This is a genomic window from Paenarthrobacter sp. R1 (genome assembly GCF_030264015.1).
In the GTDB taxonomy this organism is placed as follows: Bacteria; Actinomycetota; Actinomycetes; order Actinomycetales; family Micrococcaceae; genus Arthrobacter; species Arthrobacter ureafaciens.
On the sequence record NZ_CP127115.1, the window covers coordinates 1,782,848 to 1,806,897 of the forward strand.

Consider the following 24,050-nt stretch of genomic DNA (forward strand, 5'->3'; position numbering starts at 1 on the left):
CCTCGGTGATGGGAGTCATGGTCGCTCTAGACAACGGACGGGAGGGACATCTCGTTCCGTATTCGGGATGTTCCGAATTCCAAAGCCAGCGTTTCTATCTTAATGGGCTCTTGATGTTTCGCACGTGCCTTGCCCACCGCCACATGCGGTATCCAGTGGGGTGACCGGTAACCAAGCGCCGGCGAGCTGAGAATGAAGTCATCGATATAGTCCAAGCCCAGGTCGTCAAGAAGCACATGCAGCCCTTGAAGCAACAAGGTCTGGTAGTCATGCACTGCCTGCGGAACCACGACCTCCAGACTGCTGATACGTCCACCGCCCAAGGTAAGGATGGTGTCTGACTTGCCCAGGAAACCGTCGAGCACAGGAAGTTCACGAAGCCAGGTGGCTATCTCCAGTGCCGCCCTTTCCGCAGGCATCCGCCCCTTGGTCCAGGCGAAGATGTCGGCAGCCAAGCGCTCCAGTATGCCGATGTGCAGGAGAGTCATATGCAGGCTGCCCGGCTTCCTCAGCGCGTCAACGTGGCGACCCAGGTCCTCGTAATCCGTAGGACCGGCACCGATGCTCAACACGGGCACCTCCACGGTGACGCGAGGAAGCTCCGACGTGTCACGGGACTGAGGGGCAGTCATGCCAGCCATTATGCGCTGAGAATGGGCACGCTTGTAGGTCTGCAGGACACAAACTTCGACGTCCGCTTGCACGTTCAGCAATAAGTTGCACCGTCAAGTACGCTGAGCTTTCCTCACTCGACTCAAACGCAAAATAGGGGGACTATTTGCGCGCCCAAACAGACGGCATAATTACTTGCCCACGCTCCGAGCAACCCTTCAGCCAGAGCAGGGGGCGTCATGCGTAAGCTGCTCATCGGATCGACTGCCGCCGCAGCGCTCGTCGCCGGTTCTCTCATCGCTGCTGCGGCAGCAAACGCGGACTCCGGAACTGTTGTGCGGGTGGTCGACGGCGACACCGTAGTCGTCTCGATCAACAACAACGACCAGACCATCCGCCTACTGAACGTGAATACACCGGAGACAAAGGACCCAAACAAACCGACGGAGTGCCTGGGTCCGGAGGCTTCGGAATACCTCAAACAAGCGCTGCCCGCTGGAAGCAAGGTTCGGCTCGAGTTCGACGTCGAGCGGCACGACAAGTACGGCAGGACTTTGGCTGGTGTCTTCAACGCTTCCAATCAATTGGTCAATGCTGAGATCGCCAGAAAAGGACTCGGCGTCCCAATGGTTGTAGGCGAAAACCGCAAATTCCTGCCTCCGGTACAGGCTGCCCACGACGAAGCGCGTAAAGCCGGGGAGGGACTTTTCGCGGAATCCATAGAATGCACGCTTCCGGCCAAGGTGGCAGCTGCTTCAGAGGCGCTGGCATCCGCTGAGGAGGCCGCCCCGGCAACGACTTCATCAGCCGCTGGTGCATCCGCGTCGACATGGGCTTCGGCGCTCGTCGCCGCCAAGGCCGCCCATGACCTCTTGTCTGCAGAGAGGGACTCCGAGCATTCCATCATCTGGGCGGCGTACTCCACTGGAGAAGCTGCCTCAAAACTCAAGGCATTGTCAGACCGGATTACCCGCGCCGACACCACGCTGAACCAGGTCAAGGAGCAGCAGAAAACGCTGGCCGCAGCTGAGAAAAAGGCTGAGGAAGAGCGCAAAGCCGCTGAAGCCAAGGCAGCGGCGGAGAAGAAGGCCGCCGAGGAAGCAGCAGCCGCAGCTAAGAAGGCGGCTGACGAAGCTGCCGCCGCGGAACAGGCCCGAGCGGCAGCCGCCGCAGCGGAAGCTGAACGCTTGCGGAACATTCCGGCGCCGCAACCGTATGTTCCACCTGCTCCGAAGTATGTAGCTCCGCAGCCGGCTGCTCCATCAAACCCATATCCGGGTTACACCGGACCCCGCTGCTACGCACCCGGCGGAAAAACCTGGCGCCCCTGCTGATGAAGCAGGAGCGCAAAAGCCTGGCACTGCCCGCAGGGCGGTGCCAGGCTTTCTTTGTCGTGAAGCCCAGATTCCTGTTGCCGTACGGCAACAAATGCTAAAGTCGGCGTACGGCGACAATTGAAGAAGTTGCCGTACGGCGACAGGAGAGCTCGTTGAGGACCGTGCGGGAAGCCGGACCATTGGTCCGGGAACTGAGGGAAGAACGCGGCTGGTCGCAAGCCGAGTTGGCGCGACGGGCAAACGTCTCGCGAACCTTCCTCATCGACCTCGAATCCGGCAAGGCCACTGTGGAGACATCCAAGTTCATGGACGTATTCCAAGCACTGGGGTTCGAGCTCGCAATCCGGGACAGCGAGACGGGCGATGTTCGATGGTGAGTACCCGCGCACTCGATGTCTTCATGGATGGGACGCTCTGCGGACGAGTGGAGCAGTCCGCCTCAGGGAACCTGGTGTTCGACTACCTCCCCGAATATCAGGCGCGCCGTGACGCAACACCACTGTCCCTTTCCATGCCGCTGGCTGCGAGATCGCACAAGAAGCGCGCCGTTTTGCCCTTCCTTCAAGGCCTGCTTCCGGACAGCGAGGGCGCCCTGCAGACAATCGCCAGGCGATTCAGGGTCTCACCAGCGAACCCTTTTGCAGTTCTTGAACACATCGGCGCGGACGTCGCGGGCGCGCTGCAATTCCTGCCACCGGGAGCGGAATCATCCGATGGCAAGTTCCAGAGGACCTCTGTAACACCGGTCTCCGACTCTGAGGTGGCCGCGATGCTGGACCACGTGGTGACGGAGTACGAAGACGGCACTCCCTACGATGATGCGGCGGGACGCTTCAGCTTGGCCGGAGCACAACCGAAGATCGCTCTCCACCAACTCCCGGATGGCACGTGGGCGGTTCCCGCGGATGCCACCCCTACGACGCACATCCTCAAACCCGCGGCGGGCAGCTTCAGCCGTTTGGATGTCGTCGAACAATTGACGATGCGCGCCGCTGCTTTCCTAGGGCTCGAGGTAGCGGACTCCGAGCTCAAACGGATCGGTGGATGGGACGTTTTCGTCACGCGTCGCTATGACCGCCACGTCCTAGACGGAACCTGGCGCCGCCTGCATCAAGAAGACTTCTGCCAGGCCCTCAGCGTCTCGCCCGCCAAGAAATACCAGCATCGCGACGGCGGTCCGGGCGCCGGCGACATGGCCTCCCTCGTCAGGTCGTTCCCGCTCGAAGCAGACCGCAGAGCGGCAGGCGAGTCGTTATATCGGGCTTTCGTCTTCAATACGGTGGCCGGCTGTACAGACGCCCATGCGAAGAACTATTCGCTGCTACTCCACGGCGAGGAAGTCCGGTTTGCGCCGCTCTACGACCTCGCTACGTACGCCCCCTATTGGGACGGCGAATCCAGCATCAATTTAGCGATGAGCGTGAAGGGCGAGTACCGCTTGCAAAGAATCAGCAAACAAATGCTGGTCGCCACAGGCGCGCAATTTGGCGTCCCCAGCGATGCCGCAGAAAGCGTTGTTGTGCACTACTGCGAGCAAATGATCGATGCATTTGACGCCGCCAAGGAAGAATTGCTGCGGGAGCTGGGATCCTTGCCGGACATCGCTGAAGAGGTAACTGCCAGGGTACGTTTGCTGCCTCTGGTTGTGACGGCCGCGCGGAAATAGAACTGAGCATTCACTCCCTCATGATTGACTAATCCAGTACAGCGAGGCGACTGATTGGAGAGAACTGCATTGGGGGCAGTGGACCAGCAGCAGTCCCTAACTCTCGCCCACGTTTTGGCCGGCGTTGGCGCGGAGCATGATCCGCCGATTCAACTGGAGCAAATCCACGTCATCCGCCACTCTTTCAGGGCCAATGACGAATCTGCCCTTCGCGGCTTCGAGGATCTGACCGTGCAGAAGGTTCATGCCTACACGCGTGAGCAGGACGTCTCCCCGCGCCGCTTCCCCGCTCAGCCCGGCCAAGTGTGGGTCATTTTCATCGCCGATGGCAAGAATCGCTCGCGGCTGTGGGGCGCATTCGAAAATCACGGCGAGTTGGAAGAGGAGCGTACCCAAGATTGCCGATACTTCGACCTCCGGCCGAGCAACTTCCTGGCTACGCTCAAGGACCGACTGGTCGTCGATTGGGATAACCCGCGGAGTTGGCACCGCAGTGCGCAGTCAGCAAGCGCCCGGCGTATGCAGGTGATCGAGATTGCCGACCGCGATAAGGTCCCGTTTCCGGGCTTCGACGGGGTCCTGCTCACCTTTCACCAGCTGCGGGAGCTGGTGGATGATTCCCGCTACTCGGATTGGCGCGCAGCACTGGCTGAAGTTCAGGGCATCTACCTCATCACCGACTCCAGCAATGGCAAACAATACGTCGGCAAGGCAGACGGTTCTGAGCGAATCCTCGGGCGATGGACGGCCTATGCCCGGGATGGTCACGGCGGCAACGTGGCCCTCAGGGAGCTAGCCGTAGAGAGCGTCGGCAGTACCACGGGTGCCAAGACAGACCATGCCCGCCACTTTCTCTTCAGCCTTCTCCGTGTTTTCGGGCCGAGCACGCCTTCCACCGAGGTCAACGCGGCGGAATCGCACTACAAGGCCGCCTTGATGACTCGGATACACGGCCTCAACCGGAACTGACACCACCCCAACCACCAAGGCGTGAAGCAATCCTTTCAGCGTTGACAGCCCCTTGTGACCCGTGCCATATTCAATATCGTGAACCTGTCAGACAGCCGGACAGCCGGACAGCATGGTGCGAGCACAAGCCGCTCGACGCCCACTCCTATCTCCCGTATTTCAGCGGCAGAAGCGGTGTTCGCCGCACTCAGGAGGGCAATCGAGGGCGGACAGTTTGATATCGGCACCAAGCTCAGCTCCGAAGCAACGCTGGCAGCACAGTATGGCGTCAGCCGCTCCGTGATCCGCGAAGCACTCCGGTCCTGCAACACGCTGGGCCTCACCACCACCAAGACCGGCAAGGGCACGTTCGTGGTGGCAAACAAGGTTGCTAATGACCTTACCTTGGGCCAGTACAGCGCACGCGATCTCAATGAAGCCCGTCCCCACATCGAGATCCCCGCGGCAGGGCTTGCTGCCGAAAGGCGCACTGAAGAGGAACTTGAGCACCTCAAGGACATCGTCCAGGAGATGCTCAACGAAAACGACCCCGAAGCGTGGGTGAACCTTGACGCGACCTTCCACTCCGCCGTCGCACGCGCCAGCGGCAACCGTGTGTTCGCGAGCGTCGTGCAGGACATCCGCGACGCCCTCGCCCACCAGTCCGAGACCCTGAACCTCGTCGCTGACCGGCAACACCGTTCCGATGAAGAACACGTAGCCATCCTGAACGCCATAGAGGAAGGTGACTCACAGGGCGCCAGCAAAGCCATGGCCGAGCACCTGCAGGCCGTCAGCGTGGCACTCGAGACGATCCTCAGCAAATGACAAAGGAAACCATGGAAATGGTCAAGCAAGCCACCCGCCACGTCCCGCTGGTTGAGCAGACCCGCGACGGACTGGTGGAGAGCATCCACTACGGCTCGCTGGTGGCACTGAATGCGGACGGCAGCACGGCCCTGGAAGCCGGGGAACCGGATGCGCCGATGTACCCGCGGTCGAGCCTGAAGCCGCTTCAAGCCGTGGCGCTCCTCAAGGCCGGCTTGGACATCCCGGAACGGCTTCTGGCTTTGACGGCAGCCAGCCATTCGGGAGGCAAGGACCACCGTGACGGCGCAGCGGAAATCCTCAAAATCCACGGACTGACCGAAGCCGCCTTGGCCAACAGCACGGACCTCCCCTACGGATTCAACGAACGCAACCAATGGCTCCGCGAGGGCAACGGCCCCACCCGGCTGGCACAGAATTGCTCTGGCAAGCACGCCTCCATGGCCTCGGTTTGTGTCATCAACGGCTGGCCGGTTGAGGGCTACCTGCATCCCGAACACCCGCTGCAGGTCCTGGTGCGGGACACCATCACTGAACTCACCGGCGAGGACGCAGCCGCGGTCAGTACCGATGGCTGCGGCACTCCCCTGTTCGCCCACTCGCTGCACGCGATGGCCCGCGCCTACGGCCGCCTCGCTTCAGCGGACGAGCAAACAAACGAAGGCAAAGTCGCCCACGCGATGCGCCGTCACCCGGATATGGTGGCCGGCGAGGGTCGCGATGTCACCGCGCTGATGCGTGCGGTCCCGGGCCTGCTCGCCAAGGACGGTTTTGAGGGCCTGCAGCTGGTCGGCCTCGCCGACGGCCGGGCCGTGGCCGTGAAGATTTCCGACGGCGGGGACCGCGCCCGCATGCCCATCACCCTTGAGGTGCTTCGTCGTCTGGGGCTCGACGGCGGCAATTTGGACACGCTGCAGAGCCCACCCGTGCTGGGTGGCGGCCTTCCGGTCGGCGAGCTCCGTGCAGGACACATTTTCACCACAAACTAAAGGACAGCTATGACCACCGTCGATCAGGCGATCCCTCTCCGTTCCGAGCACGACCTTCTGGGCGACCGCGATGTTCCCGCAGACGCTTACTGGGGCGTTCATACCCTGCGCGCCATCGAAAACTTCCCCATCACGGGTCAGCCGCTTTCCACCAACAAGCACTTGGTCCGTGGCCTCGCGGCAGTCAAGCAGGCCGCTGCACGGACCAACCATGAACTGGGCCTGCTGGACACCGAACGTGCCAACGCGATCGACCAGGCATGCCAGGACATCATGGACGGCAAGCTCCACGAACAGTTCATGGTGGATGTGATCCAAGGCGGAGCCGGGACCAGCTCCAACATGAACGCCAACGAGGTCATCGCCAACCGCGCCTTGGAAATCCTGGGCCACCCCAAGGGTGATTACTCCAAGCTCCACCCCAACGACCACGTCAACCTGAGCCAGTCCACCAACGACGTCTACCCGACGGCGGTCAACCTCGCCACGATCTTCTCCGTCAAGGAACTCCTGGAAGCACTGGAAGAACTTGAAGTGGCTTTCGCTGAGAAAGGCCGCGAGTTCCGCACCGTCGTAAAGATGGGCCGCACGCAGCTCCAGGACGCTGTTCCCATGACCCTGGGCCAGGAATTCGGCGGCTACGCCGTGACGATCGGCGAGGACCGCGCCCGCCTGGATGAGTCCCACATGCTGATCCACGAGATCAATCTGGGTGCCACGGCCATCGGCACGGGACTGAACGCCCCTGCAGGATACGCCGATGCCGCGTGCCGGCACCTCGCCGAAGTAACCGGCCTTCCCCTTTTGACAGCAGCGGACCTCATCGAAGCTACGCAGGACGTAGGCGCGTTCGTCCACCTTTCAGGCGTGCTCAAGCGCGTCGCCGTGAAGCTGTCCAAGATTTGCAACGACCTCCGCCTGCTGTCCTCCGGGCCGCGTGCGGGATTGGGCGAGATCAACCTGCCGGCTGTCCAGTCCGGCTCCTCGATCATGCCCGGCAAGATCAACCCGGTGATCCCGGAAGTAGTCAGCCAGGTCGCATACGAGGTCATCGGCAACGATGTCACCGTCACCATGGCCGCGGAGGCAGGCCAGCTCCAGCTGAATGCCTTCGAACCGATCATTGTGCACAGCCTGCACAAGAGCATTTCCCATCTCGAAGCAGCGTGCCGCACTTTGACGGCCCGCTGCGTCCGGGGCATCACCGCAAACACCGAACGGCTTCGGCTTACCGTGGAGCAGTCGATCGGTCTCGTCACGGCACTGAACCCGCACATCGGATACGCCTCAGCCACAGCAATCGCCAAGGAAGCCCTGGCCACGGGCAAAGGCGTGGCAGAGCTTGTCCTCGAACACGGCTTGCTCACCGCAACCCAACTCGAGGAACTGCTCAGCCCCGAACGCCTGGCAAACCTGAGCAAGTAGGCCCTCCAGCCCAACGGCCCCAAAGCCGTCCTGCCCGATGAGGCACCCACATAAGGAATTGCGCGCGCCCAAAAACCCCGTACAGGGCACGTGCAGTACACCTAAAGGACACCCGTAAGGATTCCCATGACCAACCCCATCACGGACCACACGGTCCCGCTCCAAGCGCATGCCAGCGAACAAGCCCTCCACAAGGAAGACAAGGGCTACCACAAGGACCTGAAGCCCCGCCAAATCCAGATGATCGCGATCGGCGGCGCCATCGGTACCGGCCTGTTCCTCGGAGCCGGCGGCCGCCTCAACGCCGCGGGCCCGTCTCTGGTCATCGCTTACGCAGTATGCGGCTTCTTTGCCTTCCTCATCCTGCGAGCGCTGGGCGAGCTGGTACTGCACCGCCCGTCGTCGGGCTCTTTCGTCTCCTACGCCCGCGAATTCTACGGCGAGAAGGCCGCGTTCGTCTCCGGCTGGTTCTACTGGATCAACTGGGCCACCACCACCATTGTGGACATCACGGCAGCGGCCCTCTACATGAACTTCTTCGGCAAATACGTCCCGTGGATGGGTGCCGTCCCGCAGTGGGCCTGGGCTCTCATCGCCTTGGTTGTGGTCCTCAGCCTGAACCTGGTTTCCGTGAAGGTCTTCGGCGAGATGGAGTTCTGGTTCGCGCTGATCAAGGTGGCAGCTCTGGTGGCCTTCCTCCTGGTGGGCACCTACTTCGTCATCTTCGGCACCCCGGTGGAAGGCCAGGAAGTCGGATTCAGCCTCATCACCGACAACGGCGGCATCTTCCCCAACGGACTGCTCCCGATGATCATCCTCATGCAGGGTGTGCTGTTCGCCTACGCCTCCATTGAACTGGTGGGAACCGCGGCCGGCGAGACCGAGAACCCGGAGAAGATCATGCCCAAGGCCATCAACTCCGTGGTCTTCCGCATCGCTGTCTTCTACGTCGGCTCCGTGATCCTGCTGGCTCTGCTCCTGCCGTACACCTCCTACGAAAAGGGCGTCAGCCCGTTCGTGACCTTCTTCGGATCCATCGGCGTCCAGGGCGTCGATGTCATCATGAACCTCGTGGTCCTGACGGCCGCTTTGTCTTCGCTCAACGCCGGCCTCTACTCAACGGGCCGTATCCTCCGGTCGATGTCCGTCAACGGTTCGGCTCCGAAGTTCGCCCAGCGCATGAACAAGGCCGGCGTTCCCTACGGCGGCATTGCCATCACGGCCGGCGTCTCCCTGCTCGGCGTCCCGTTGAACTACCTCGTCCCGGCCCAGGCCTTCGAGATCGTCCTCAACGTGGCTTCCGTGGGCATCATTGTCACCTGGGCGACGATCGTCCTTTGCCAGATGCAGTTGAAGCGCTGGGCGGACAAGGGCTGGCTCAAACGTCCATCGTTCCGGATGTTTGGAGCCCCCTACACGGGCTACCTGTCCCTGCTCTTCCTGGCCGGCGTCTTGGTGATGGTGTTCATCGAATCGCCGCTCACCATGCTGGTCACGGCCATCGCCTGCGCCCTCATGGTCTGGGGCTGGTTCCTCTGCCGCAAGCAGATCCACGAGATTGCTGCCACCCGTGACGGCTACACCGGCAGTGCTCCCGTGGTCGCCAACCGGCCGTTTCCGGGCAAAGACGCCTAGCAACTGAGTGCCCGACGGCGGCACCCGGGTTCCGTAACAGCGGAAGCCGGGTGCCGCCGTCGTGAGTTAACGCCCCCAAGTAGGTCGCATTAGTGCACGTTTTGACCGCTGAAAACGCGCACAATTGCGACCTAGTTGAGTGCAGACGTCGGATCACTGGCACCTAATATTGGGTCCATGGCTGTGACAGATGAGGCGATCGGCAAAATCAAGGACATGCTGATCCAGGGCGAACTCAAAGCCGGCGACCGGCTTCCTCCCGAGAAGGAACTCAGCGAACGGCTCGGGCTTTCACGGAGTTCCCTGAGGGAAGCCGTCAAAGCACTGGAACTCACCCGCGTCCTCGACGTCCGCCGCGGCGACGGAACCTATGTGACCAGCCTCGACGCCAAATTGCTCAACGAGGCCGTCGCCTTCGTGGTGGACCTGCACCAGGATCGTTCGGTCCTTGAACTCTTCGAGGTCCGACGTATCCTGGAGCCCGCCACGGCCCATTTGGCCGCAGGAAAAATAACTGCGCCGGACATCGCCAGACTGCGCGACAGCTTGAAGATAGTGGACGAATACAGCTCCGTGGAGGAATTGGTTGCCCATGACCTGACGTTCCACGGCGTCATCGCGCAAGCAGCCGGAAACGACTACCTCGGCAGCCTCGTGGAAGCCCTTTACAGCAGCACCATACGGGCCCGCATCTGGCAGGACGTCACCAGGGACAAGGCGGTAACTCGGGCGTTGGATGACCACAGGACGATCGTCGACGCCCTGGAGCGGGGCGATGCCGAACTCGTGAAGGCACTGGTCACGGTCCACATCAGCAATCTGGAGAAGCGGCTCCGGCGGACCCTTTAGCGGGAGGCCGGGTAGCGGGAGCCCGGCCGGGTCACATTTAAGGATTGCCGGGCCGACACAGCACACTGGGTTGCGGATGTCAGTACCGAAAACGGAGGAAGCCATGACCTTGAAATTCGCCAGGCTGGGAGCGGCCGGAAACGAACAACCTGTTGTCATTGCCCAGGACGCACAGGGGGAAAAGTACTTCAGCCTGACGTCCCTCACCAAAGACCTCGACGGCGGCTTCCTCGCCTCGGACGGCATCGCCCGCACGCGCGAAGCCCTGGACGCCGGCCAACTCGAGGAGATCTCCGCCGACGGCCTGCGGATCGGCGCCCCCGTTACCCGGCCGGCCAACGTCATCGCGATCGGACTGAACTACGCGGCCCATGCCGCTGAATCAGGAGTCACGCCGCCCGAGGTCCCGGTGGCGTTCCTCAAGCCGGCCAACACCATCAGCGGGCCTTTCGACGCGGCCCCCATCCCCCCGACGTCGGAAAAGTACGACTGGGAAGTGGAACTCGCAATCGTGATCGGCAAGGAAGCCTCCTACGTCTCCTCTGTTGAGGAGGCGGCGGAATACATTGCCGGCTACGCCGTAGCGAACGACCTTTCCGAGCGCGATTTCCAGATGAACGGCCCCGCCGGGCAGTGGACCAAGGGCAAGACGCTCCCGGGTTCCACGCCATTGGGTCCGTGGCTGGTACCCGCGTCCGACGTCGATACCGCCAACCTTGGGTTGCGCACGCGCGTAAACGGCGAGATCCGGCAGGACTCCAACACCTCGGACATGGTCTTCGATGCCCCCACGATCGTCCACCACCTCAGCCAGTACATGGTGCTGGAGGCCGGCGACGTGATCATCACGGGAACCCCTGAGGGCGTGGCATTGTCCGGCCGGTTCCCCTTCATCCAGCCCGGCGACGTGATCGAGCTTGAGATCGACGGCCTGGGCGTCCAGCGCCAGGAGTACTACCGTGCGGGCACGGGCAAGCGGGCAGGTGCGGGCAAACGGGCAGGTGCATCGCTCGCGAACGCCTAGCTCTTGACCCCAACGGCGGGTACGTAACGCAACCGCCGCGCAACGTCCCGCCTGCCGGGTTCGCCTATGCTCGACTCCAAGGAATCAACGGCGACCCCACTTTGCGGACTCAGGAGCAGGCATGACGAATTGGCGCATCAGGGACTTTCACTCCTCGGACCTGGACGGCATCCTGCATTTGTGGGAATCGCTGAAGGCCAACGGCGTCGAGCCGGTATACGCACTCTCCGAAGTACTGGCCTCCTGCGAGAAGGACCACGCGGTTGTTGCCGTGCAGGGCGACGAAGTGGTGGGAGCCGCCGTCGGACGCGCCGCGCATGATCAAGGCTGGATCGTCTTCCTCGCCACCCTGCCGGAGTTCCGCGGCCGCGGGATCGGCACCTCGTTGCTGTCCGCCGTCGAGAACCGCATGGCACCGCACGGCCTGAACAAGCTCTCGGCACTCATGCCCGAAACCGAAACCCGGGTGGAGGCGTTCCTTGGCCGCGGCTTCGTGGTGAAGAAGAACCTGCGCTACTTCGAGCGGACCATCCCCGTCCAGCGGCAGGAATTGGAGCCGCTCAGCCTGCTCGGAGGCCGGATCCTGGCCCGGGATCTGTGGGAAAACGTGGCGGGCATGAAGCGCGAGAAGGAACTGCTGGAACGCCGCCTCGTCCTTCCGCTGGCCGAAGCCGACCTCGCCGATGAATACGGAGTAGTACCCCCACGCGCCGTGGTGTTGTTCGGCCCTCCCGGCACCGGCAAGACCACATTTGCGAAGGCCATCGCCTCACGGCTGGAGTGGCCGTTCGTAGAGGTCTTCCCTTCCCGGCTCGCCTCCGACCCCAAGGGCCTGGCGGGTGCGCTGCGGGAAACCTTCCTTGAGATCGCAGAGCTGGAACACGCTGTGGTCTTCATCGACGAAGTGGAGGAAATCGCCTCCCAGCGTGCCGGCGATCCGCCGTCGCCGTTGCAGGGCGTCACCAACGAGCTCTTGAAGATCATCCCGGCCTTCCGCGAACAGCCCGGCCGCCTCCTGGTCTGCGCCACCAACTTCATCCGCGCCCTGGACACGGCTTTCCTACGTCACGGCCGCTTCGACTACGTCATCCCCATCGGCCTTCCGGACGTCCATGCCCGCGAAGCCATGTGGCAGCGTTTCATTCCGGCAACTGTGGTGGACAACGTGGATATTCCGCTGTTGGTTGAGCGAACCGAGGGCTTCTCACCCGCGGACATCGAGTTCGCTGCGCGGAGCGCCTCCCAGCGCGCCCTGGAAAAAGCCGTGTACGACGACGCTGCTGCCGCCGGCTCGCCCTCGAAAGGCAGCACTGCTTCACAGGGCCGGAAGGGACCCGTCACGCAGGACTACCTCGACGCGATCGCCGACACCCGGACCACCGTCAGCGAACAGGTGTACCAGGAGTTCCTCGAAGACATCGATGTGCTGGGGCGGGTCTAGCCAGGCCCAGTTCGCCGAGTTCGCTGCGCCCAGTTCGCTGGAAGCCTGCCCCTTCGTGCGTAGACGAACGGCGATCCTGACGCATTCCCACGAACCCGGCACTACCGCGGTGCACAGCGGGAGGGCTAGTCCTGCACAGCGCGGGCGGCGATGGCCACGGTGAGGGCGCGGGGCAGGCGCTGGGCCAGCCCCGCGGCAATGCGGTTGGTCAGGCCTGACACCACGCTGGCCGGAGTGGCCTTCCCACCCAGTGCCTTGAGGGCGGTTTCAACCACTTGTTCAGGCGTCTGCATGATTCCGACTGCTGCCGACTCGCTGCCCAGGACCTCAAAAAACTCGGTAAGGGTGGCTCCTGGGCACAGACTTAGGACCCGGAGTCCGGTTCCCTTCGTTTCATGGGCAATGGCCTCGGTGAAACTCAGGACGAAGGCCTTGGTGGCGCCATAGACTGCCATGCCGGGGACGGGTTGGAAGGCCGCAGTGCTGGCAACGTTCACCAGCGCGCCTTTGGCGGAGGACAGCATGCCAGGAAGAAATGCCCTGGTGATGTCCACCAAGGCTGAGATGTTTACAGCGATTTCGGAGGCAACAACATCGGGATCCTCCTGGGCGAACGGCCCCCGGGTACCAAAGCCTGCGTTGTTGATCAGGGTGTCAACCGCGATCCCTCGGGTGGACAGCGCGGCGGCCAGCTCGCGGCCCACGTCTGCCCTGCTCAGGTCCATGGCCAGAACCGTGACGGAGACCCCGTGTTCGGCACGCAGCTCCCTGGCCAGCTCTTCCAATCGATCAGCACGCCGGGCAACGAGGATCAGGTTGGCCCCTCGGGCCGCAAAGCGGGTTGCGAATTCGGCACCGAGCCCCGAGCTTGCACCGGTAATCAGGGCCGTGGTGCCCTTGTAGGTCATGGTCATGGTGTTCATCCTTTGTATGGGCCGGGCTTGACGGGGTAGGACTACAGCGCCGCGATCGCCTGGCGCACCGCCGAGCTGAGCAGGAAGTTCCGGCAGCCCACACCTCCTGGTTCAGCCTGCTGGGGCACGTAGCCAAAGCCGAGTTCGTACACGGGATCTGCGTATCCGAGGGAGGCACTGGCACCGTCATGGCCGAAGGCACGGTGGCTGCCGAAAGGCATCCGGTTGTGTGACTTCATGAATACAGTGCCAAAGCATCCTGTCTCTCCAAACACCCGGTCGATTCCGAAGACCCGCTCGGCGGACACCGCCCGGATGGTCTCCTCGGTGAGCAGGGGCGGGACGGCCGAAGCACTGGCTGTAGAATCAGCGCCGCCCGAAGCCGGCTCAGCGGAACCAGACAGGCCCGTCAGCGCAAGCGCATAGATCCGTGCCATTCCGTCCGCGCTGGCAACCCCTGCTGCGGAGCTCAGTCCTGCCGCGCGGACTTCCCGGATGTTGGGCAGGTCCAGGAGGTCCCCGGCAGTCGCGTTGACGGTCAGCCCGAAGTGGCTTGCCGGGTCAACCCACGGCATTGAGGGGTCGGCGACCCAACGGAAGGGCGCGAACCGGCCTTCCTCTTCGGCGGGCAGGCCCAGGTAGAAGTGCGCGTCTGCAACCGACCTGATCCGCTCCTCGAAGATGGCCTGCAGGGTGGAACCGGTGATCCTGCGGCAGAGTTCCTCCATGAAGACCCCGATTGTCAGGGCGTGATAGCCGAACGCCGCACCCGGCTTCCACAAGGGAGGCAGCTTGGCGAGTTTTGCCGCGGCCAGCCCGGAGTCGTTGACCTCTTCCATGGTCAGCCCGCCCTCCACGCCTAAAAGCCCGGCCTGGTGCGAAAGCAGCTGCGCCACCGTGACGCTTTCCTTGCCTTCGACGCCGAACTCCGGCCAGTACTTCACCACTTCAGCGTCGAGGTCCAGCAAACCGTCCTGGACGAGCAGGGCCATCACCAAGCCACCCATGCCTTTGGAACAGGAGAAGACGCCGGTCACGGAATCGGCCCGGATGTGCGGTCCCCCGCTGAGGTCAAGGACCTTGACGCCGCGATGGTAGGCGGCGACCTGCGCGGAGTACTCCGGATCCTGTTCCAGGAAGCTGCCAAAGAGCTCTGCGACGTATTCGAATCCGGGGGCGATCACCTGTGAATGCATCCTGCCAGCCTAACGGGCGGGCATCTCCGGCACGGGGTTTTTCCACACCCACGGGTCCCGCGGGAGCTTCGCCGGCTCAAAGAAAGGCAGGGCGGATTCCAAGGATCCCGCGGGCAATCCGAGCGACCCCAGCAGAAGGTCCCGCACGGCATCGGCAGAAACCCCGACGGCGGCGAGGTCCCCCAGCGTGACGGCACCGTCGCGCTTTGCCAGCCTGGCGCCGTCGTGATTAACAACCAACGGAACATGCGCGTATTCGGGGACCGGGAGGCCCAGGAGGGTAGCCAAATAAGCCTGCCGGGGCGTTGAAGGGAGGAGGTCGTCGCCGCGCACCACCTGGTCGATGCCCTGGGCTGCATCGTCCACCACCACGGCGAGGTTGTAGGCCGTGACGCCGTCGTTGCGGCGCAACACAAAGTCGTCCACGACTCCCCGGTACTGGCCGTGCAACTGGTCCTCCACAGCCCACTCGGTGACGTCTGCCATGAGCCGGATGGCGGCGGGACGGGTGGCCCGCCGGATCTCCCGTTCGGCGTGCGACAACCGCCGGCACGTTCCCGGGTAGGCGCCCTGCGGGGAGTGCGGCGCCGACGGTGCTTCCTGGATTTCGCGCCGCGTGCAGAAGCACTCATACGTGCGGTCTTGGGCCGTCAACTGCGCAATCGCGTCCGCATAGAGCGTCACGCGGTCGGTTTGGCGCACGACGGCGGCGTCCCACCGCACGCCCACGGCCGCCAGGTCGCGGAGTTGCACGGCCTCGGCGCCTGAGCGCGCCCTGTCCAGGTCCTCAACGCGCAGCAGGAAGTCCCGGCCGCTGCCCTTGGCGAAGAGCCAGGCGAGGATAGCGGTCCGCAGGTTGCCCACGTGGAGTTCCCCGGAAGGGCTGGGGGCAAAGCGTCCTGCGGAAGTCATGGTCCAAGCCTATGCGGCGTGGTTCGGCCAGGATGGCTCCACCACCGCCAAGGCGCGCCACGGACAACACAAGAGCCCCTCAGCTACCGCAACGATTCGGTGGCTCAGGGGCTCTTACTGTGGTGCCCATGCGGGCATGTTGTGCGGAATGACAATGCGTGAACAAGAGTCAATCAGCGGCTGCTTCCTTGCGGGATGCTTTTGCAGGATTCCGGGTGGTGTACCGGGCTGCCTGGTGCCTGCGGGATCCGGCGATGGCCTCGTTCCGCTTCGTTGTCACAATTTCAGCAGGAAGCATACAGTTGGTGCAACAGAGTCTAGGATGATTAGTCGATCTGACCAGTATCACCGTGAAGAACCGACAGGGAGTAGTCACTTTGCAGGAACTCGACGCCACCGACCGCCGGATCATCGCCGCCTTGGACGATGATCCCCGCATGCCCATCATGGTGCTGGCGCAGAAGCTGAACCTTGCCCGGGGCACGGTTCAAACCCGTTTGGAACGCATGACGGCGGCCGGGGCCTTGCGCGCCAACAGCAGCCGCGTGCTTCCTTCCGCCCTCGGCAGGGGCGTCGCCGCTGCAGTCAGCGCCGAACTGGACCAAAGCCACCTCAACGAGGCCATCGCCGCCCTGCGGAAGATCCCGGAAGTCCTGGAATGCCATGCTCCAGCCGGCGATACCGACCTCATCATCAGGGTGGTGGCGAAAAGCCCGGACGATCTCTACCGGGTTTCCGAGGAGATCCGGCTCTGCCCCGGGATCGTCAGGACATCCACCAGCATGTTCCTCCGCGAAGTGATCCCTTACCGCACCACCGGCCTGCTCCAGGAATAGCCCCGCTCCAGGACCGACTCAGACCGGTGGTCCCGTGTTTGTTTTGAGGTTCTTCATAACCAACGTCGAGTTCAAACGCTCCACCGCCGGAAGTGCGGCCAACTCGTCGTCGTAGAAGCGCTGATACGCGGGCAGGTCCGCGGCAATGACTTTCAGCAGGTAATCGGGCGAACCGAACAGTCGTTGCGCTTCGACAATGTTGGGGCTGGCAGCCACCCGGGCCTCGAAAGCCGCCATGGTTGCCCTGTCCGCCTGGCGGAGGGTCACGAAGACAATCGCTTCAAAACCAAGCCCGACGGCGGCGGGGTCGATGTCTGCGCGGTAACCGCGGATCACGCCGGACTGCTCCAAGTCGCGGAGCCTCCGGTGGCACGGAGCGACAGTCAGGCCGACCTTGGAGGCCAGCGCGGTGGCAGTAATCCTTCCGTCTTCTTTGAGGTGCCGCAAAATACTTCTGTCGATTCCGTCAATCACGCAAAAATCTTACCCGAAGGGCAGCGATCCGGGCGAAATTGGCGAGCACTTCTCAAGCGATTTTCCCTAGAGTTTTCCTACCAACAAACCCTGGAGAGAACCTTGAATCCGCAGCTGTTCTTCGCCTTCCTGCTGGTGTCTGTCAGCCTGGCTTGCACCCCCGGCGTGGATTGGGCCTATTCCATTTCGGCAGGCCTCCGGCAGCGCAGCTTCGTCCCTGCCGTAGCGGGGCTCTGCGGGGGCTACGTCATTCACACATTGCTCATGGCGGCTGGCCTGGCGGCACTTTTGGCAGGCGTTCCGGGCCTCCTGAGTTGGCTCACTGTTGCCGGCGCCGCCTACCTGCTGTGGCTTGGCGCCTCAACCATCCGCTCGTGGCGAGGTGCGAGCTTTAGTGCGGATGCCGGCGTCGTACATTCCGGAAACCAGCTCCGCACTTTCCTGCAGGGCGTAGGAACCAGCGGCATCAACCCGAAGGGCCTGCTGTTCTTCGTTGCGCTGGTTCCGCAGTTCGTCAGTCCCGACGCGTCGCTTCCCGTGCCCGTGCAGTCCGGCTTGCTGGGGATGACGTTCGTGGTGATGGCAGGGCTGGTCTACACGGGCGTGGCGCTGACCTCACGGAAACTGCTTGCCTCGAGGCCCGGCGCTGCGCGGGTTGTGACCCTCACCAGCGGCATCATCATGGTGGGGTTGGGCGTGGTGCTGTTGGCGGAACAGATCATTCCGCTGGTGGCCACGCACATCTAGCCGCTTTCAGGCTGCGAGCACTTCGTCCAAGCGCTCATACCCAATGACGCCGTGTTTATTCGCCGCCCAGCTGCCTGAAGTCGTTCTCCCACAGCCGGCGCATCTCAGCGTCTTTGCGGATGACTTCCAAAGACTCCAACTCAGCCGGCGGCGCAGGCCGCCGGGACCGCGGAGTCAACGTGAAACGTCCTTGGTCCAGCGCAAGCAGGGCCCTGTCCGTGAGGGCATCATTACGGAGGGCCAAGCTGGTCTTCTTGCGGCGCAGAACCTCCTTGAGGGCGTTTTGGGCGGAATCGAAGTCTCCGCGGGCTCGCTGCGCCCGGGCGCGGATCAGCAACAGCGCGGCAGACAGGTCATCAGTATTCAGCAAGCCGTTGGTCCAGATCACCACGTCGCGGTAGCGTCCCAGCGCAAAAGCCGCCGTGCAGCGGGCCAGCGCAGAAGGCAACGACGGCGGCAGGCTCACCACGGCTTCGAGCGCCGCCTCCATCATTCCCATCTCCCGCAGGCAATGTGACAGGGCAAGGAACACTGACTCCTCGCTGAACAAAACCGGGACTTCAACGCGTTCGGCAACCTCAACCCGGGCGACCACTCGCCCCAGGTACTGGGCAGAGAACTGGCTGGCGTCGTCGTCGATCCTTGTTGCCAGGCCCCGTTGCAGCAGTTCCGACGCCCGCAGGTATCCACCGTGCTTGTAAACCAGCAAGCCGGACATGACATAGCAAAGACCCGCCCACCCCGGGAACTCACGGGCAAGGGAGAGCAGGCGGTCCGGGTCGGATGAGCCGAAAACCGCGTCGTGCATCAGCCGCGACTGCCTGGATGCCAGGAACTTCAACCGCGGCGCATCGCCGCTCACCGAGAGCCTGGCTGCGTTCCGGCCGATCAACACTCCGGACAGGGCTCCGCCAAGCCCGTCGGTCAATCCGCGCACGGGAGTTCGGATCTGTCCCTCACGGAATGGAGTGACGTCACGGGTGTCGTGGAAAATCGAAACAAATCCTCCGTTGGGGCCTTGAGTCATTAACCAATGCTAACCGGCGCTGAACTGCCCTTTCCCCTGCTATCAGCGGCATTTCAGGAGTATTATGGCGGCGTCGGCAAGGTTTTCCGACACCCCTTGCCGCGGGCCGGCTCTCCATGAGAAGAGCCGGAAAACAGCGTGAATAGGGAGGACTTATGACCACCGCTTCGCACCCAGCACATCACCATGCGATGGGTTTAACGCTCCACAACACCGCCTTGGGCGTTGGCATTGTATTTCTGCTGGTAGGCGTTCTTGGGTTCATCCCGGGAATCACCACCAATTACGGCGCCATGACCTTTGCCGGACATGAATCAGGCGCCATGTTGTTTGGAATATTCCAAGTTTCAATACTCCATAACATCGTCCATTTGCTGTTTGGCGCGGCCGGCCTGGCCATGGCGAGGACAGGCCGCATGGCTCGCCTGTTCCTCCTGGGTGGCGGTGCCGTGTACATCGTCCTTTGGATCTACGGCCTGGTCATCAACCAGGAAACCGCTGCCAACTTTGTTCCGTTCAACACCGCCGACAACTGGCTGCACTTTGTGCTTGGCGTGGCCATGATTGGCTTGGGCGCGTGGTTGGGCAGGGACGCTATGGATGAGACCACCTCAAGGAAGGCAATGTAGCGCATTCCTCATTAATCAATACCGCAACAATCACGACGGCGGCCGCTTCCTTTTCGGGGCGGCCGCCGTCCTGTTGTGCGTCACTAAGTGCCAGCCCGGCATCACTTGACGGACGGGCTCACATTCGTGAACGTGTTCCCGGTGGAGTAGCCGTCAAAGCGCCAGGGGTTGGCGTTGTTCCGGACGCTGTGGAACGTCACCCCGTCGAACGCGGAATCCGTGAGGCCCTTGATGTTGGTGGGATTAACGTTCCGGAACACCACATCCTGGAAGGTGAACCCGCTGAGCGTGGCCGTCCCTTCACCCAGGGCAGGCCCCGCCTGGATGTCGATCACCGGCTTGCTGTCGGAGACGGCCATGCCGCACGTGGGTGAGTTGTTGCCGTCCACAGACACATTCTTGACCTTCACGTTTTTGAAAGTCGCAGAATCTGCTGCGACGTACCCCGACGGCGACTGGTTGTAGCTGAGCGTCATGATGAACGCGCTGCTCCCCATGCAGGCCATGGCCGTATCACGGAACAGGAAATCCCGTCCGCCGCCTGCCATGTCCGAGGTGCTCTTCATGCGCAGTCCGCCGGTCTCCACCTTGTACATGACGTTATCCTCGGCAAGGACGCGCTGAACCCACGCCGCCGTGTTGGAACCTACGGCAACTCCGCCATGCCCCATGCGCATGTAGTTGTTGAAGATCCAGACGTCCTCGCTGGGCCGTCCTTGTGCGCCGTATTTTCCCTGTCCGGCAGCAAAGTTGACTTGGTCATCCCCGGTGTCGAAGAAGTTGTTGAGCACCATGCCGTTGCTGGTGCCACCGAATTCCAAACCGTCGCCGTTGTTGGTGTTGTACGTCGTGTGGCGCATCCCGTTCACCGTAGTGTTTTGGCCGTCCAGGATCATCACGCCGTGGAAGGCCGGGTTATCGGCCGTGATTCCCTCAAGGTAAAGGCCTTCCACGCCCATGAAGGTCATCAGGCTTGAGCGGTACTGGCCGTAAAGCACGGAATCCTCCAGCGTTTCCGGCTTATTGACCACTCCCGTCAGGAACTCCGGGTGTTCCTTGGCATTGCGGAATTGGGCCGCGGCGAGGAGACCGTCATCCAGAACCTTGCCGGCCGAACTGGCAACGTACTGCGGAAGCACATTTCCCGCTTCGTCCGTGATGGAGCCCTCCGCGGTCCGCTTCCACCCGTTGCCGTCCACGACGCCCTTGCCGGTAATGCGAACGTTCTTCGCGACAGCTCCCGGCTCACGGCCTTCTGCCGAACGCCCATTGTCTGCCGGCAGGACGTTAAGGAGCGACGGCGGCCTGCGGAAGTTCCGGTATTCGGTTTCTTCGGGAGCGGGGTCGGGGACGGGATAGAGGTAATAGCCCTTTTCCAGCGGGTAATCCTCCGGCCTGTCCGAACCCAAGAGCCGTGCGCCTTCTGCCAGTTCCAGCGTCATATCCGAATGCAGGAACAGGGCACCCGTTTTAAAGGTGCCCGCTGGAACCACCACCGTGCAGCCCGGCGTCCGGCAGGTATCGATTGCCTTCTGAATTGCCTTGGTGTTGAGGGTCTGACCGTCACCCACGGCCTTGTAGGCGGGGTGCGCGATGTTCACGCGGTGGCGTTCGGGAGTGGTGGTCACCGTGATCGGACCACTCGAAGGGGTCTCGGTTCCGTCTTTCCTGATGCCGGTGACGCTGAACTGGTAGGTGGTCCGTGGCGCCAGCCCCGTGACCGTGAAGTTGTGGGCCACGGTTTTCGCATGGAACCCGTCCCGGTCCGCAGCCCGGAAAGCATCAATGTAGTCCTGGGCTGGAGAATGGGTCTTCGCATTTTCCTCGGCCGTGCCCAGCGGTTGACCGTTGATATAGACGCGATAGTCCACCACGTCGTCGTATACACCTGGCTTGTTCCAGACGAGCAAGGTCTTATTGTGCTCCGTCGCTTCGGCGGGAACGCAAAGGTTCTGCGGGGCGATGCCGGTGGCGGCGCTGAGCTGGACACTGGCGCTGGAGCAGGCCGGGCTGTCCGTTGAACCGGGCTTGTTCGCGGGAGCGGCTACGGCTGGACTTCCCAACGCCGTCAGCGACGCCAGGCCCAGCGCTGTAGCCAGGGTGGCCACGCCGACCCTTCGCAGGCGTTCTCTCTTGTGGGTTCTCTGCATGGATGATCCTTCCCTGGGCACAACAATGTGACCCAGTCCGGGAGCGCCTGAGGCACTCCGGCATGGACAAGCAAGGGCAAGAAAACGTTTTCTCACAACACCCTAGGAAGGAGAACGGCGCAGGTCAAGTAGTTGGCCCTCACGCCGAGATGGCAGTTAATAGGTATGTTGCGGCCTCGGACTGTCATCATTTGCCATCTCGACGGTGGCCTGGGGCCACGTCAGGCGGGAGGGCGCCCACCCAGGCGCGACGTCACCTTGGCCGCCGCATCCGCGCAGGCTTCTCCGAGACTGTTGAGGGTGTCCTGCGAGACGCGGAACTTCGGGGCCGGGATCAGCACCGAAGCCACGATGTCGCCGCGGTGATCGTAAACGGGCGAGGCAACCCCAACCTCCTCGATGGAGGTTTCCCCAAAATTGACGGCCCATCCGCGCTTCGATGTTTCCTCCAGACGCCGGAGGTACGACTCAACGGCGTCGGCATCCAGGCTGGGCAGTGTGACCGAACCGCTGCGGAGGAGACTCCGGACGCGGTCCTGGTCCTCGGCGGCGAGGAACACCTGGACCGAGGAACTCAACGCTTCGCTGTAGCGCGCCCCCAGCGGGGCAAGGTGTTTCACCTGGTGCCGGCTCGGGATCTGCTCCACGCACATGGATTCGACGCCGTTCCACACCATGAGTGCGCTGGTCTCGCCTGTCCGCTCGGTCAACTCGCGGAGGACGGGATAGGCCACGCGCCGCTCTTCGAGTTCCGCCAGGAGGGGGCCCGCCATGGCGATCATTCCCAGCCCCAAGCGGAACCTGCGCGAATCGACGTCGCGCTCTACCAAACCCTCTTGCTCCAAAGTGGCCAGTATCCGCGAAACGGTGCTCTTATGCAGTCCGACGCGGCCGGCAATCTCAGTGACTCCGAGCAAAGGTTCCTCGGCGCTGAAACTCTTCAGCACGGCAATGGCGTTAACGATGACCGACGTGCCTTTGCCGTCGCCGTTAGTGTTGCTGCCGTCAGGAGTCTCGGTGGATTCGGTGGGAGTCATGGGTCTCACTATATTTCGCTGCAGCGGTTGAACCGGTACCGGTTTGCCCGGCACTGGGCCGGGACGGCCGGCGGACGCCGTGCACTGCGTCCGCCGGCCGCACCACGCTAGGCTCCGATGATGTTGTACTCGGGGCCGAACGGGAACTTGGTGATGTTCTCCGCGCCGTCCTCGCCCACAACCAGGATGTCGTGCTCGCGGTAACCGCCGGCACCGGGCTGGCCGTCCAGCACTGTGATCATCGGTTCCATCGAGACCACCATGCCCGGCTCCAGCACAGTCTCGATGTCCTCACGGAGTTCCAGCCCGGCCTCACGCCCGTAGTAGTGGCTCAGCACACCGAAGGAGTGACCGTAACCGAAGGTCCGGTTCGCGAGGAGTCCGTGGCTGACGTAGATCTCGTTCAGTTCGGCAGCGATGTCCTTGCAAACGGCGCCGGGCTTGATGAGTTCCAGGCCACGCTTGTGGACCTCGACGTTGATGTTCCACAGCTCCAGCGAACGGGCATCGGGCTCACCGTAGAACAGGGTCCGCTCTAGCGCCGTGTAGTAGCCGCTGGTCATCGGGAAGCAGTTCAAGGACAGGATGTCGTGTTCCTGGATCTTGCGGGTGGTTGCCCAGTTGTGGGCGCCGTCGGTGTTGATGCCGGACTGGAACCACACCCACGTATCGCGGATTTCGGAGTTCGGGAACGTCCGGGCGATCTCGTGGACCATGGCTTCGGTGCCGATCAAAGCGACTTCGTACTCCGTGATTCCGGCCGTGATGGCGTTGCGGATGGCCTCGCCGCCAAGGTCGCCGATGCGGGCGCCGTGCTTGATGACCTCGATTTCCTCGGTGGACTTGATCATGCGCTGACGCATCGCAGCCTGGGCAACATCCACCAGCGTTGCATCGGCGAACGCCGCTTGGATCTTGTTGCGGTTGTCCAGCGGCAAGGAGTCATCTTCGACGCCGATGCGGCGCGGCTTGATGCCGCGGGTGCGCAGGACTTCCTGGATGGCGTGGATGTAGTTGTCGCGGCGCCAGTCCGTGTACACGAGGTTCTCGCCGTAGCTGCGGCGCCAAGGCATGCCGGCGTCGATATTTGCCGTGATGGTGACGGTGTCATCCTTGGTGACCACCATCCCGTAAGAACGGCCGAAGTAGGTGAAGAGGAAGTCGGAGTAGTACTTGATGGAGTGGTAGCTGGTGAGGACGACGGCGTCGAGGTCCTTTTCTGCCATGATGCTGCGGAGTCCGGCGAGACGGCGCTCGAACTCGGCGTCGGAGAAGGTCAGCGACACTTTCTCACCGTTGTTGAGGACCTTGAGGCGCTCGAGCTTGGCGACGTCGTTGACAGCCTCGTTCTGCGTGATGGTCATGATTCTTTCC

23 protein-coding genes are annotated in these 24,050 nt (G+C 62.7%); 14 read left to right on the top strand and 9 right to left on the bottom strand.

Annotation, left to right across the window (positions count from 1 at the left end; all coding sequences use genetic code 11):
• Positions 1-26 precede the first annotated feature (26 nt).
• Positions 27-632 carry a hypothetical protein gene (locus tag QN084_RS08640; RefSeq protein WP_205680063.1) on the bottom strand — a complete coding sequence of 202 codons (606 nt, stop codon included), beginning with the start codon at positions 630-632 and terminating at the stop codon, positions 27-29.
• 219 nt (positions 633-851) lie between these two features.
• Here QN084_RS08640 and QN084_RS08645 point away from each other — a divergent pair, with 219 nt between their 5' ends.
• From QN084_RS08645 to QN084_RS08695, 11 genes are all read left to right on the top strand, one after another.
• The gene (locus tag QN084_RS08645) at positions 852-1,946 is read left to right on the top strand and encodes a thermonuclease family protein (protein WP_021473957.1); all 1,095 of its coding nucleotides are present in this window, start codon (positions 852-854) and stop codon (positions 1,944-1,946) included.
• A 164-nt stretch (positions 1,947-2,110) separates the two neighbouring features.
• Positions 2,111-2,326 carry a helix-turn-helix domain-containing protein gene (locus tag QN084_RS08650; RefSeq protein ID WP_225740095.1) on the top strand — a complete coding sequence of 72 codons (216 nt, stop codon included), beginning with the start codon at positions 2,111-2,113 and terminating at the stop codon, positions 2,324-2,326.
• Positions 2,320-3,615: a type II toxin-antitoxin system HipA family toxin gene (locus tag QN084_RS08655; protein WP_069696862.1), complete on the top strand. Its 1,296-nt coding sequence runs from the start codon at positions 2,320-2,322 to the stop codon at positions 3,613-3,615. The genes QN084_RS08650 and QN084_RS08655 overlap by 7 nt, the downstream gene beginning before the upstream one ends.
• A 78-nt stretch (positions 3,616-3,693) precedes the next feature.
• A complete protein-coding gene (locus QN084_RS08660) occupies positions 3,694-4,584 on the top strand; it encodes a GIY-YIG nuclease family protein (RefSeq protein WP_225739991.1) in 891 nt (296 codons plus the stop codon).
• A 78-nt stretch (positions 4,585-4,662) separates the two neighbouring features.
• The gene (locus QN084_RS08665; protein WP_031217021.1) at positions 4,663-5,391 is read left to right on the top strand and encodes a FadR/GntR family transcriptional regulator; all 729 of its coding nucleotides are present in this window, start codon (positions 4,663-4,665) and stop codon (positions 5,389-5,391) included.
• Positions 5,388-6,380: an asparaginase gene (locus tag QN084_RS08670; protein WP_069696348.1), complete on the top strand. Its 993-nt coding sequence runs from the start codon at positions 5,388-5,390 to the stop codon at positions 6,378-6,380. The genes QN084_RS08665 and QN084_RS08670 overlap by 4 nt, the downstream gene beginning before the upstream one ends.
• Before the next feature lie 9 nt (positions 6,381-6,389).
• Entirely contained in the window at positions 6,390-7,805 is a 1,416-nt protein-coding gene (gene aspA, locus QN084_RS08675) for an aspartate ammonia-lyase (protein ID WP_021473950.1), read from the top strand.
• 126 nt (positions 7,806-7,931) lie between these two features.
• Positions 7,932-9,440: an amino acid permease gene (locus tag QN084_RS08680; protein ID WP_021473949.1), complete on the top strand. Its 1,509-nt coding sequence runs from the start codon at positions 7,932-7,934 to the stop codon at positions 9,438-9,440.
• Between the two features lie 177 nt (positions 9,441-9,617).
• The gene (locus QN084_RS08685; RefSeq protein ID WP_021473948.1) at positions 9,618-10,289 is read left to right on the top strand and encodes a FadR/GntR family transcriptional regulator; all 672 of its coding nucleotides are present in this window, start codon (positions 9,618-9,620) and stop codon (positions 10,287-10,289) included.
• Positions 10,290-10,392: 103 nt separating this feature from the next.
• Positions 10,393-11,313, top strand: a complete 921-nt coding sequence (locus QN084_RS08690) for a fumarylacetoacetate hydrolase family protein (protein ID WP_069696262.1) — start codon at positions 10,393-10,395, stop codon at positions 11,311-11,313.
• Positions 11,314-11,434: 121 nt separating this feature from the next.
• Complete coding sequence (locus QN084_RS08695; protein ID WP_069696257.1) at positions 11,435-12,754, top strand: ATP-binding protein; 1,320 nt, start codon at positions 11,435-11,437, stop codon at positions 12,752-12,754.
• 125 nt (positions 12,755-12,879) lie between these two features.
• On the opposite strand, the gene QN084_RS08700 is transcribed toward QN084_RS08695, so the two are convergent.
• The 3 genes from QN084_RS08700 to gluQRS are packed head-to-tail and all read right to left on the bottom strand — an operon-like array spanning position 12,880 to position 15,776.
• Positions 12,880-13,668, bottom strand: coding sequence for an SDR family NAD(P)-dependent oxidoreductase (locus QN084_RS08700; RefSeq protein WP_069696256.1), 789 nt, complete (start codon positions 13,666-13,668; stop codon positions 12,880-12,882).
• 41 nt (positions 13,669-13,709) lie between these two features.
• Positions 13,710-14,864, bottom strand: a complete 1,155-nt coding sequence (locus QN084_RS08705; RefSeq protein WP_069696255.1) for a serine hydrolase domain-containing protein — start codon at positions 14,862-14,864, stop codon at positions 13,710-13,712.
• A gap of 9 nt (positions 14,865-14,873) precedes the next feature.
• Positions 14,874-15,776 (bottom strand): tRNA glutamyl-Q(34) synthetase GluQRS, encoded by a 903-nt coding sequence (gene gluQRS / locus QN084_RS08710; protein ID WP_069696254.1) that lies wholly within the window; start codon positions 15,774-15,776, stop codon positions 14,874-14,876.
• 377 nt (positions 15,777-16,153) lie between these two features.
• On the opposite strand from gluQRS, the gene QN084_RS08715 reads away from it, so the two are divergent.
• Positions 16,154-16,612 (top strand): Lrp/AsnC family transcriptional regulator, encoded by a 459-nt coding sequence (locus QN084_RS08715; RefSeq protein WP_031217015.1) that lies wholly within the window; start codon positions 16,154-16,156, stop codon positions 16,610-16,612.
• An 18-nt stretch (positions 16,613-16,630) separates the two neighbouring features.
• Here the strand turns inward: QN084_RS08715 and QN084_RS08720 are convergent, their stop codons facing one another.
• Complete coding sequence (locus tag QN084_RS08720) at positions 16,631-17,086, bottom strand: Lrp/AsnC family transcriptional regulator (RefSeq protein WP_062098353.1); 456 nt, start codon at positions 17,084-17,086, stop codon at positions 16,631-16,633.
• Between the two features lie 102 nt (positions 17,087-17,188).
• Here QN084_RS08720 and QN084_RS08725 point away from each other — a divergent pair, with 102 nt between their 5' ends.
• A complete protein-coding gene (locus QN084_RS08725) occupies positions 17,189-17,833 on the top strand; it encodes a LysE family translocator (RefSeq protein ID WP_021473939.1) in 645 nt (214 codons plus the stop codon).
• A gap of 55 nt (positions 17,834-17,888) precedes the next feature.
• On the opposite strand, the gene QN084_RS08730 is transcribed toward QN084_RS08725, so the two are convergent.
• Positions 17,889-18,860: a hypothetical protein gene (locus tag QN084_RS08730; RefSeq protein ID WP_021473938.1), complete on the bottom strand. Its 972-nt coding sequence runs from the start codon at positions 18,858-18,860 to the stop codon at positions 17,889-17,891.
• A 155-nt stretch (positions 18,861-19,015) separates the two neighbouring features.
• On the opposite strand from QN084_RS08730, the gene QN084_RS08735 reads away from it, so the two are divergent.
• Positions 19,016-19,489 carry a DUF4383 domain-containing protein gene (locus tag QN084_RS08735; RefSeq protein WP_021473937.1) on the top strand — a complete coding sequence of 158 codons (474 nt, stop codon included), beginning with the start codon at positions 19,016-19,018 and terminating at the stop codon, positions 19,487-19,489.
• 101 nt (positions 19,490-19,590) lie between these two features.
• On the opposite strand, the gene QN084_RS08740 is transcribed toward QN084_RS08735, so the two are convergent.
• From QN084_RS08740 to QN084_RS08750, 3 genes are all read right to left on the bottom strand, one after another.
• Positions 19,591-21,639 carry a glycosyl hydrolase family 28 protein gene (locus QN084_RS08740; RefSeq protein WP_069696253.1) on the bottom strand — a complete coding sequence of 683 codons (2,049 nt, stop codon included), beginning with the start codon at positions 21,637-21,639 and terminating at the stop codon, positions 19,591-19,593.
• 221 nt (positions 21,640-21,860) lie between these two features.
• Positions 21,861-22,676 (bottom strand): IclR family transcriptional regulator, encoded by an 816-nt coding sequence (locus QN084_RS08745; protein ID WP_021473934.1) that lies wholly within the window; start codon positions 22,674-22,676, stop codon positions 21,861-21,863.
• Between the two features lie 107 nt (positions 22,677-22,783).
• The gene (locus QN084_RS08750) at positions 22,784-24,040 is read right to left on the bottom strand and encodes an aminopeptidase P family protein (protein WP_062098358.1); all 1,257 of its coding nucleotides are present in this window, start codon (positions 24,038-24,040) and stop codon (positions 22,784-22,786) included.
• Between the last annotated feature and the right edge of the window lie 10 nt (positions 24,041-24,050).

What these genes read in the sequence shown, in the direction of transcription:
- QN084_RS08750 (WP_062098358.1), bottom strand. Translation starts at nt 24,040, where the DNA reads ATGACCATCACGCAGAACGAGGCTGTCAACGACGTCGCCAAGCTCGAG.
- QN084_RS08680 (WP_021473949.1), top strand. Translation starts at nt 7,932, where the DNA reads ATGACCAACCCCATCACGGACCACACGGTCCCGCTCCAAGCGCATGCC.
- QN084_RS08685 (WP_021473948.1), top strand. Translation starts at nt 9,618, where the DNA reads ATGGCTGTGACAGATGAGGCGATCGGCAAAATCAAGGACATGCTGATC.
- aspA (WP_021473950.1), top strand. Translation starts at nt 6,390, where the DNA reads ATGACCACCGTCGATCAGGCGATCCCTCTCCGTTCCGAGCACGACCTT.
- QN084_RS08730 (WP_021473938.1), bottom strand. Translation starts at nt 18,860, where the DNA reads ATGACTCAAGGCCCCAACGGAGGATTTGTTTCGATTTTCCACGACACC.
- QN084_RS08640 (WP_205680063.1), bottom strand. Translation starts at nt 632, where the DNA reads ATGACTGCCCCTCAGTCCCGTGACACGTCGGAGCTTCCTCGCGTCACC.
- QN084_RS08700 (WP_069696256.1), bottom strand. Translation starts at nt 13,668, where the DNA reads ATGACCATGACCTACAAGGGCACCACGGCCCTGATTACCGGTGCAAGC.
- gluQRS (WP_069696254.1), bottom strand. Translation starts at nt 15,776, where the DNA reads ATGACTTCCGCAGGACGCTTTGCCCCCAGCCCTTCCGGGGAACTCCAC.
- QN084_RS08655 (WP_069696862.1), top strand. Translation starts at nt 2,320, where the DNA reads ATGGTGAGTACCCGCGCACTCGATGTCTTCATGGATGGGACGCTCTGC.
- QN084_RS08690 (WP_069696262.1), top strand. Translation starts at nt 10,393, where the DNA reads ATGACCTTGAAATTCGCCAGGCTGGGAGCGGCCGGAAACGAACAACCT.
- QN084_RS08745 (WP_021473934.1), bottom strand. Translation starts at nt 22,676, where the DNA reads ATGACTCCCACCGAATCCACCGAGACTCCTGACGGCAGCAACACTAAC.
- QN084_RS08740 (WP_069696253.1), bottom strand. Translation starts at nt 21,639, where the DNA reads ATGCAGAGAACCCACAAGAGAGAACGCCTGCGAAGGGTCGGCGTGGCC.
- QN084_RS08670 (WP_069696348.1), top strand. Translation starts at nt 5,388, where the DNA reads ATGACAAAGGAAACCATGGAAATGGTCAAGCAAGCCACCCGCCACGTC.
- QN084_RS08695 (WP_069696257.1), top strand. Translation starts at nt 11,435, where the DNA reads ATGACGAATTGGCGCATCAGGGACTTTCACTCCTCGGACCTGGACGGC.
- QN084_RS08735 (WP_021473937.1), top strand. Translation starts at nt 19,016, where the DNA reads ATGACCACCGCTTCGCACCCAGCACATCACCATGCGATGGGTTTAACG.
- QN084_RS08645 (WP_021473957.1), top strand. Translation starts at nt 852, where the DNA reads ATGCGTAAGCTGCTCATCGGATCGACTGCCGCCGCAGCGCTCGTCGCC.
- QN084_RS08705 (WP_069696255.1), bottom strand. Translation starts at nt 14,864, where the DNA reads ATGCATTCACAGGTGATCGCCCCCGGATTCGAATACGTCGCAGAGCTC.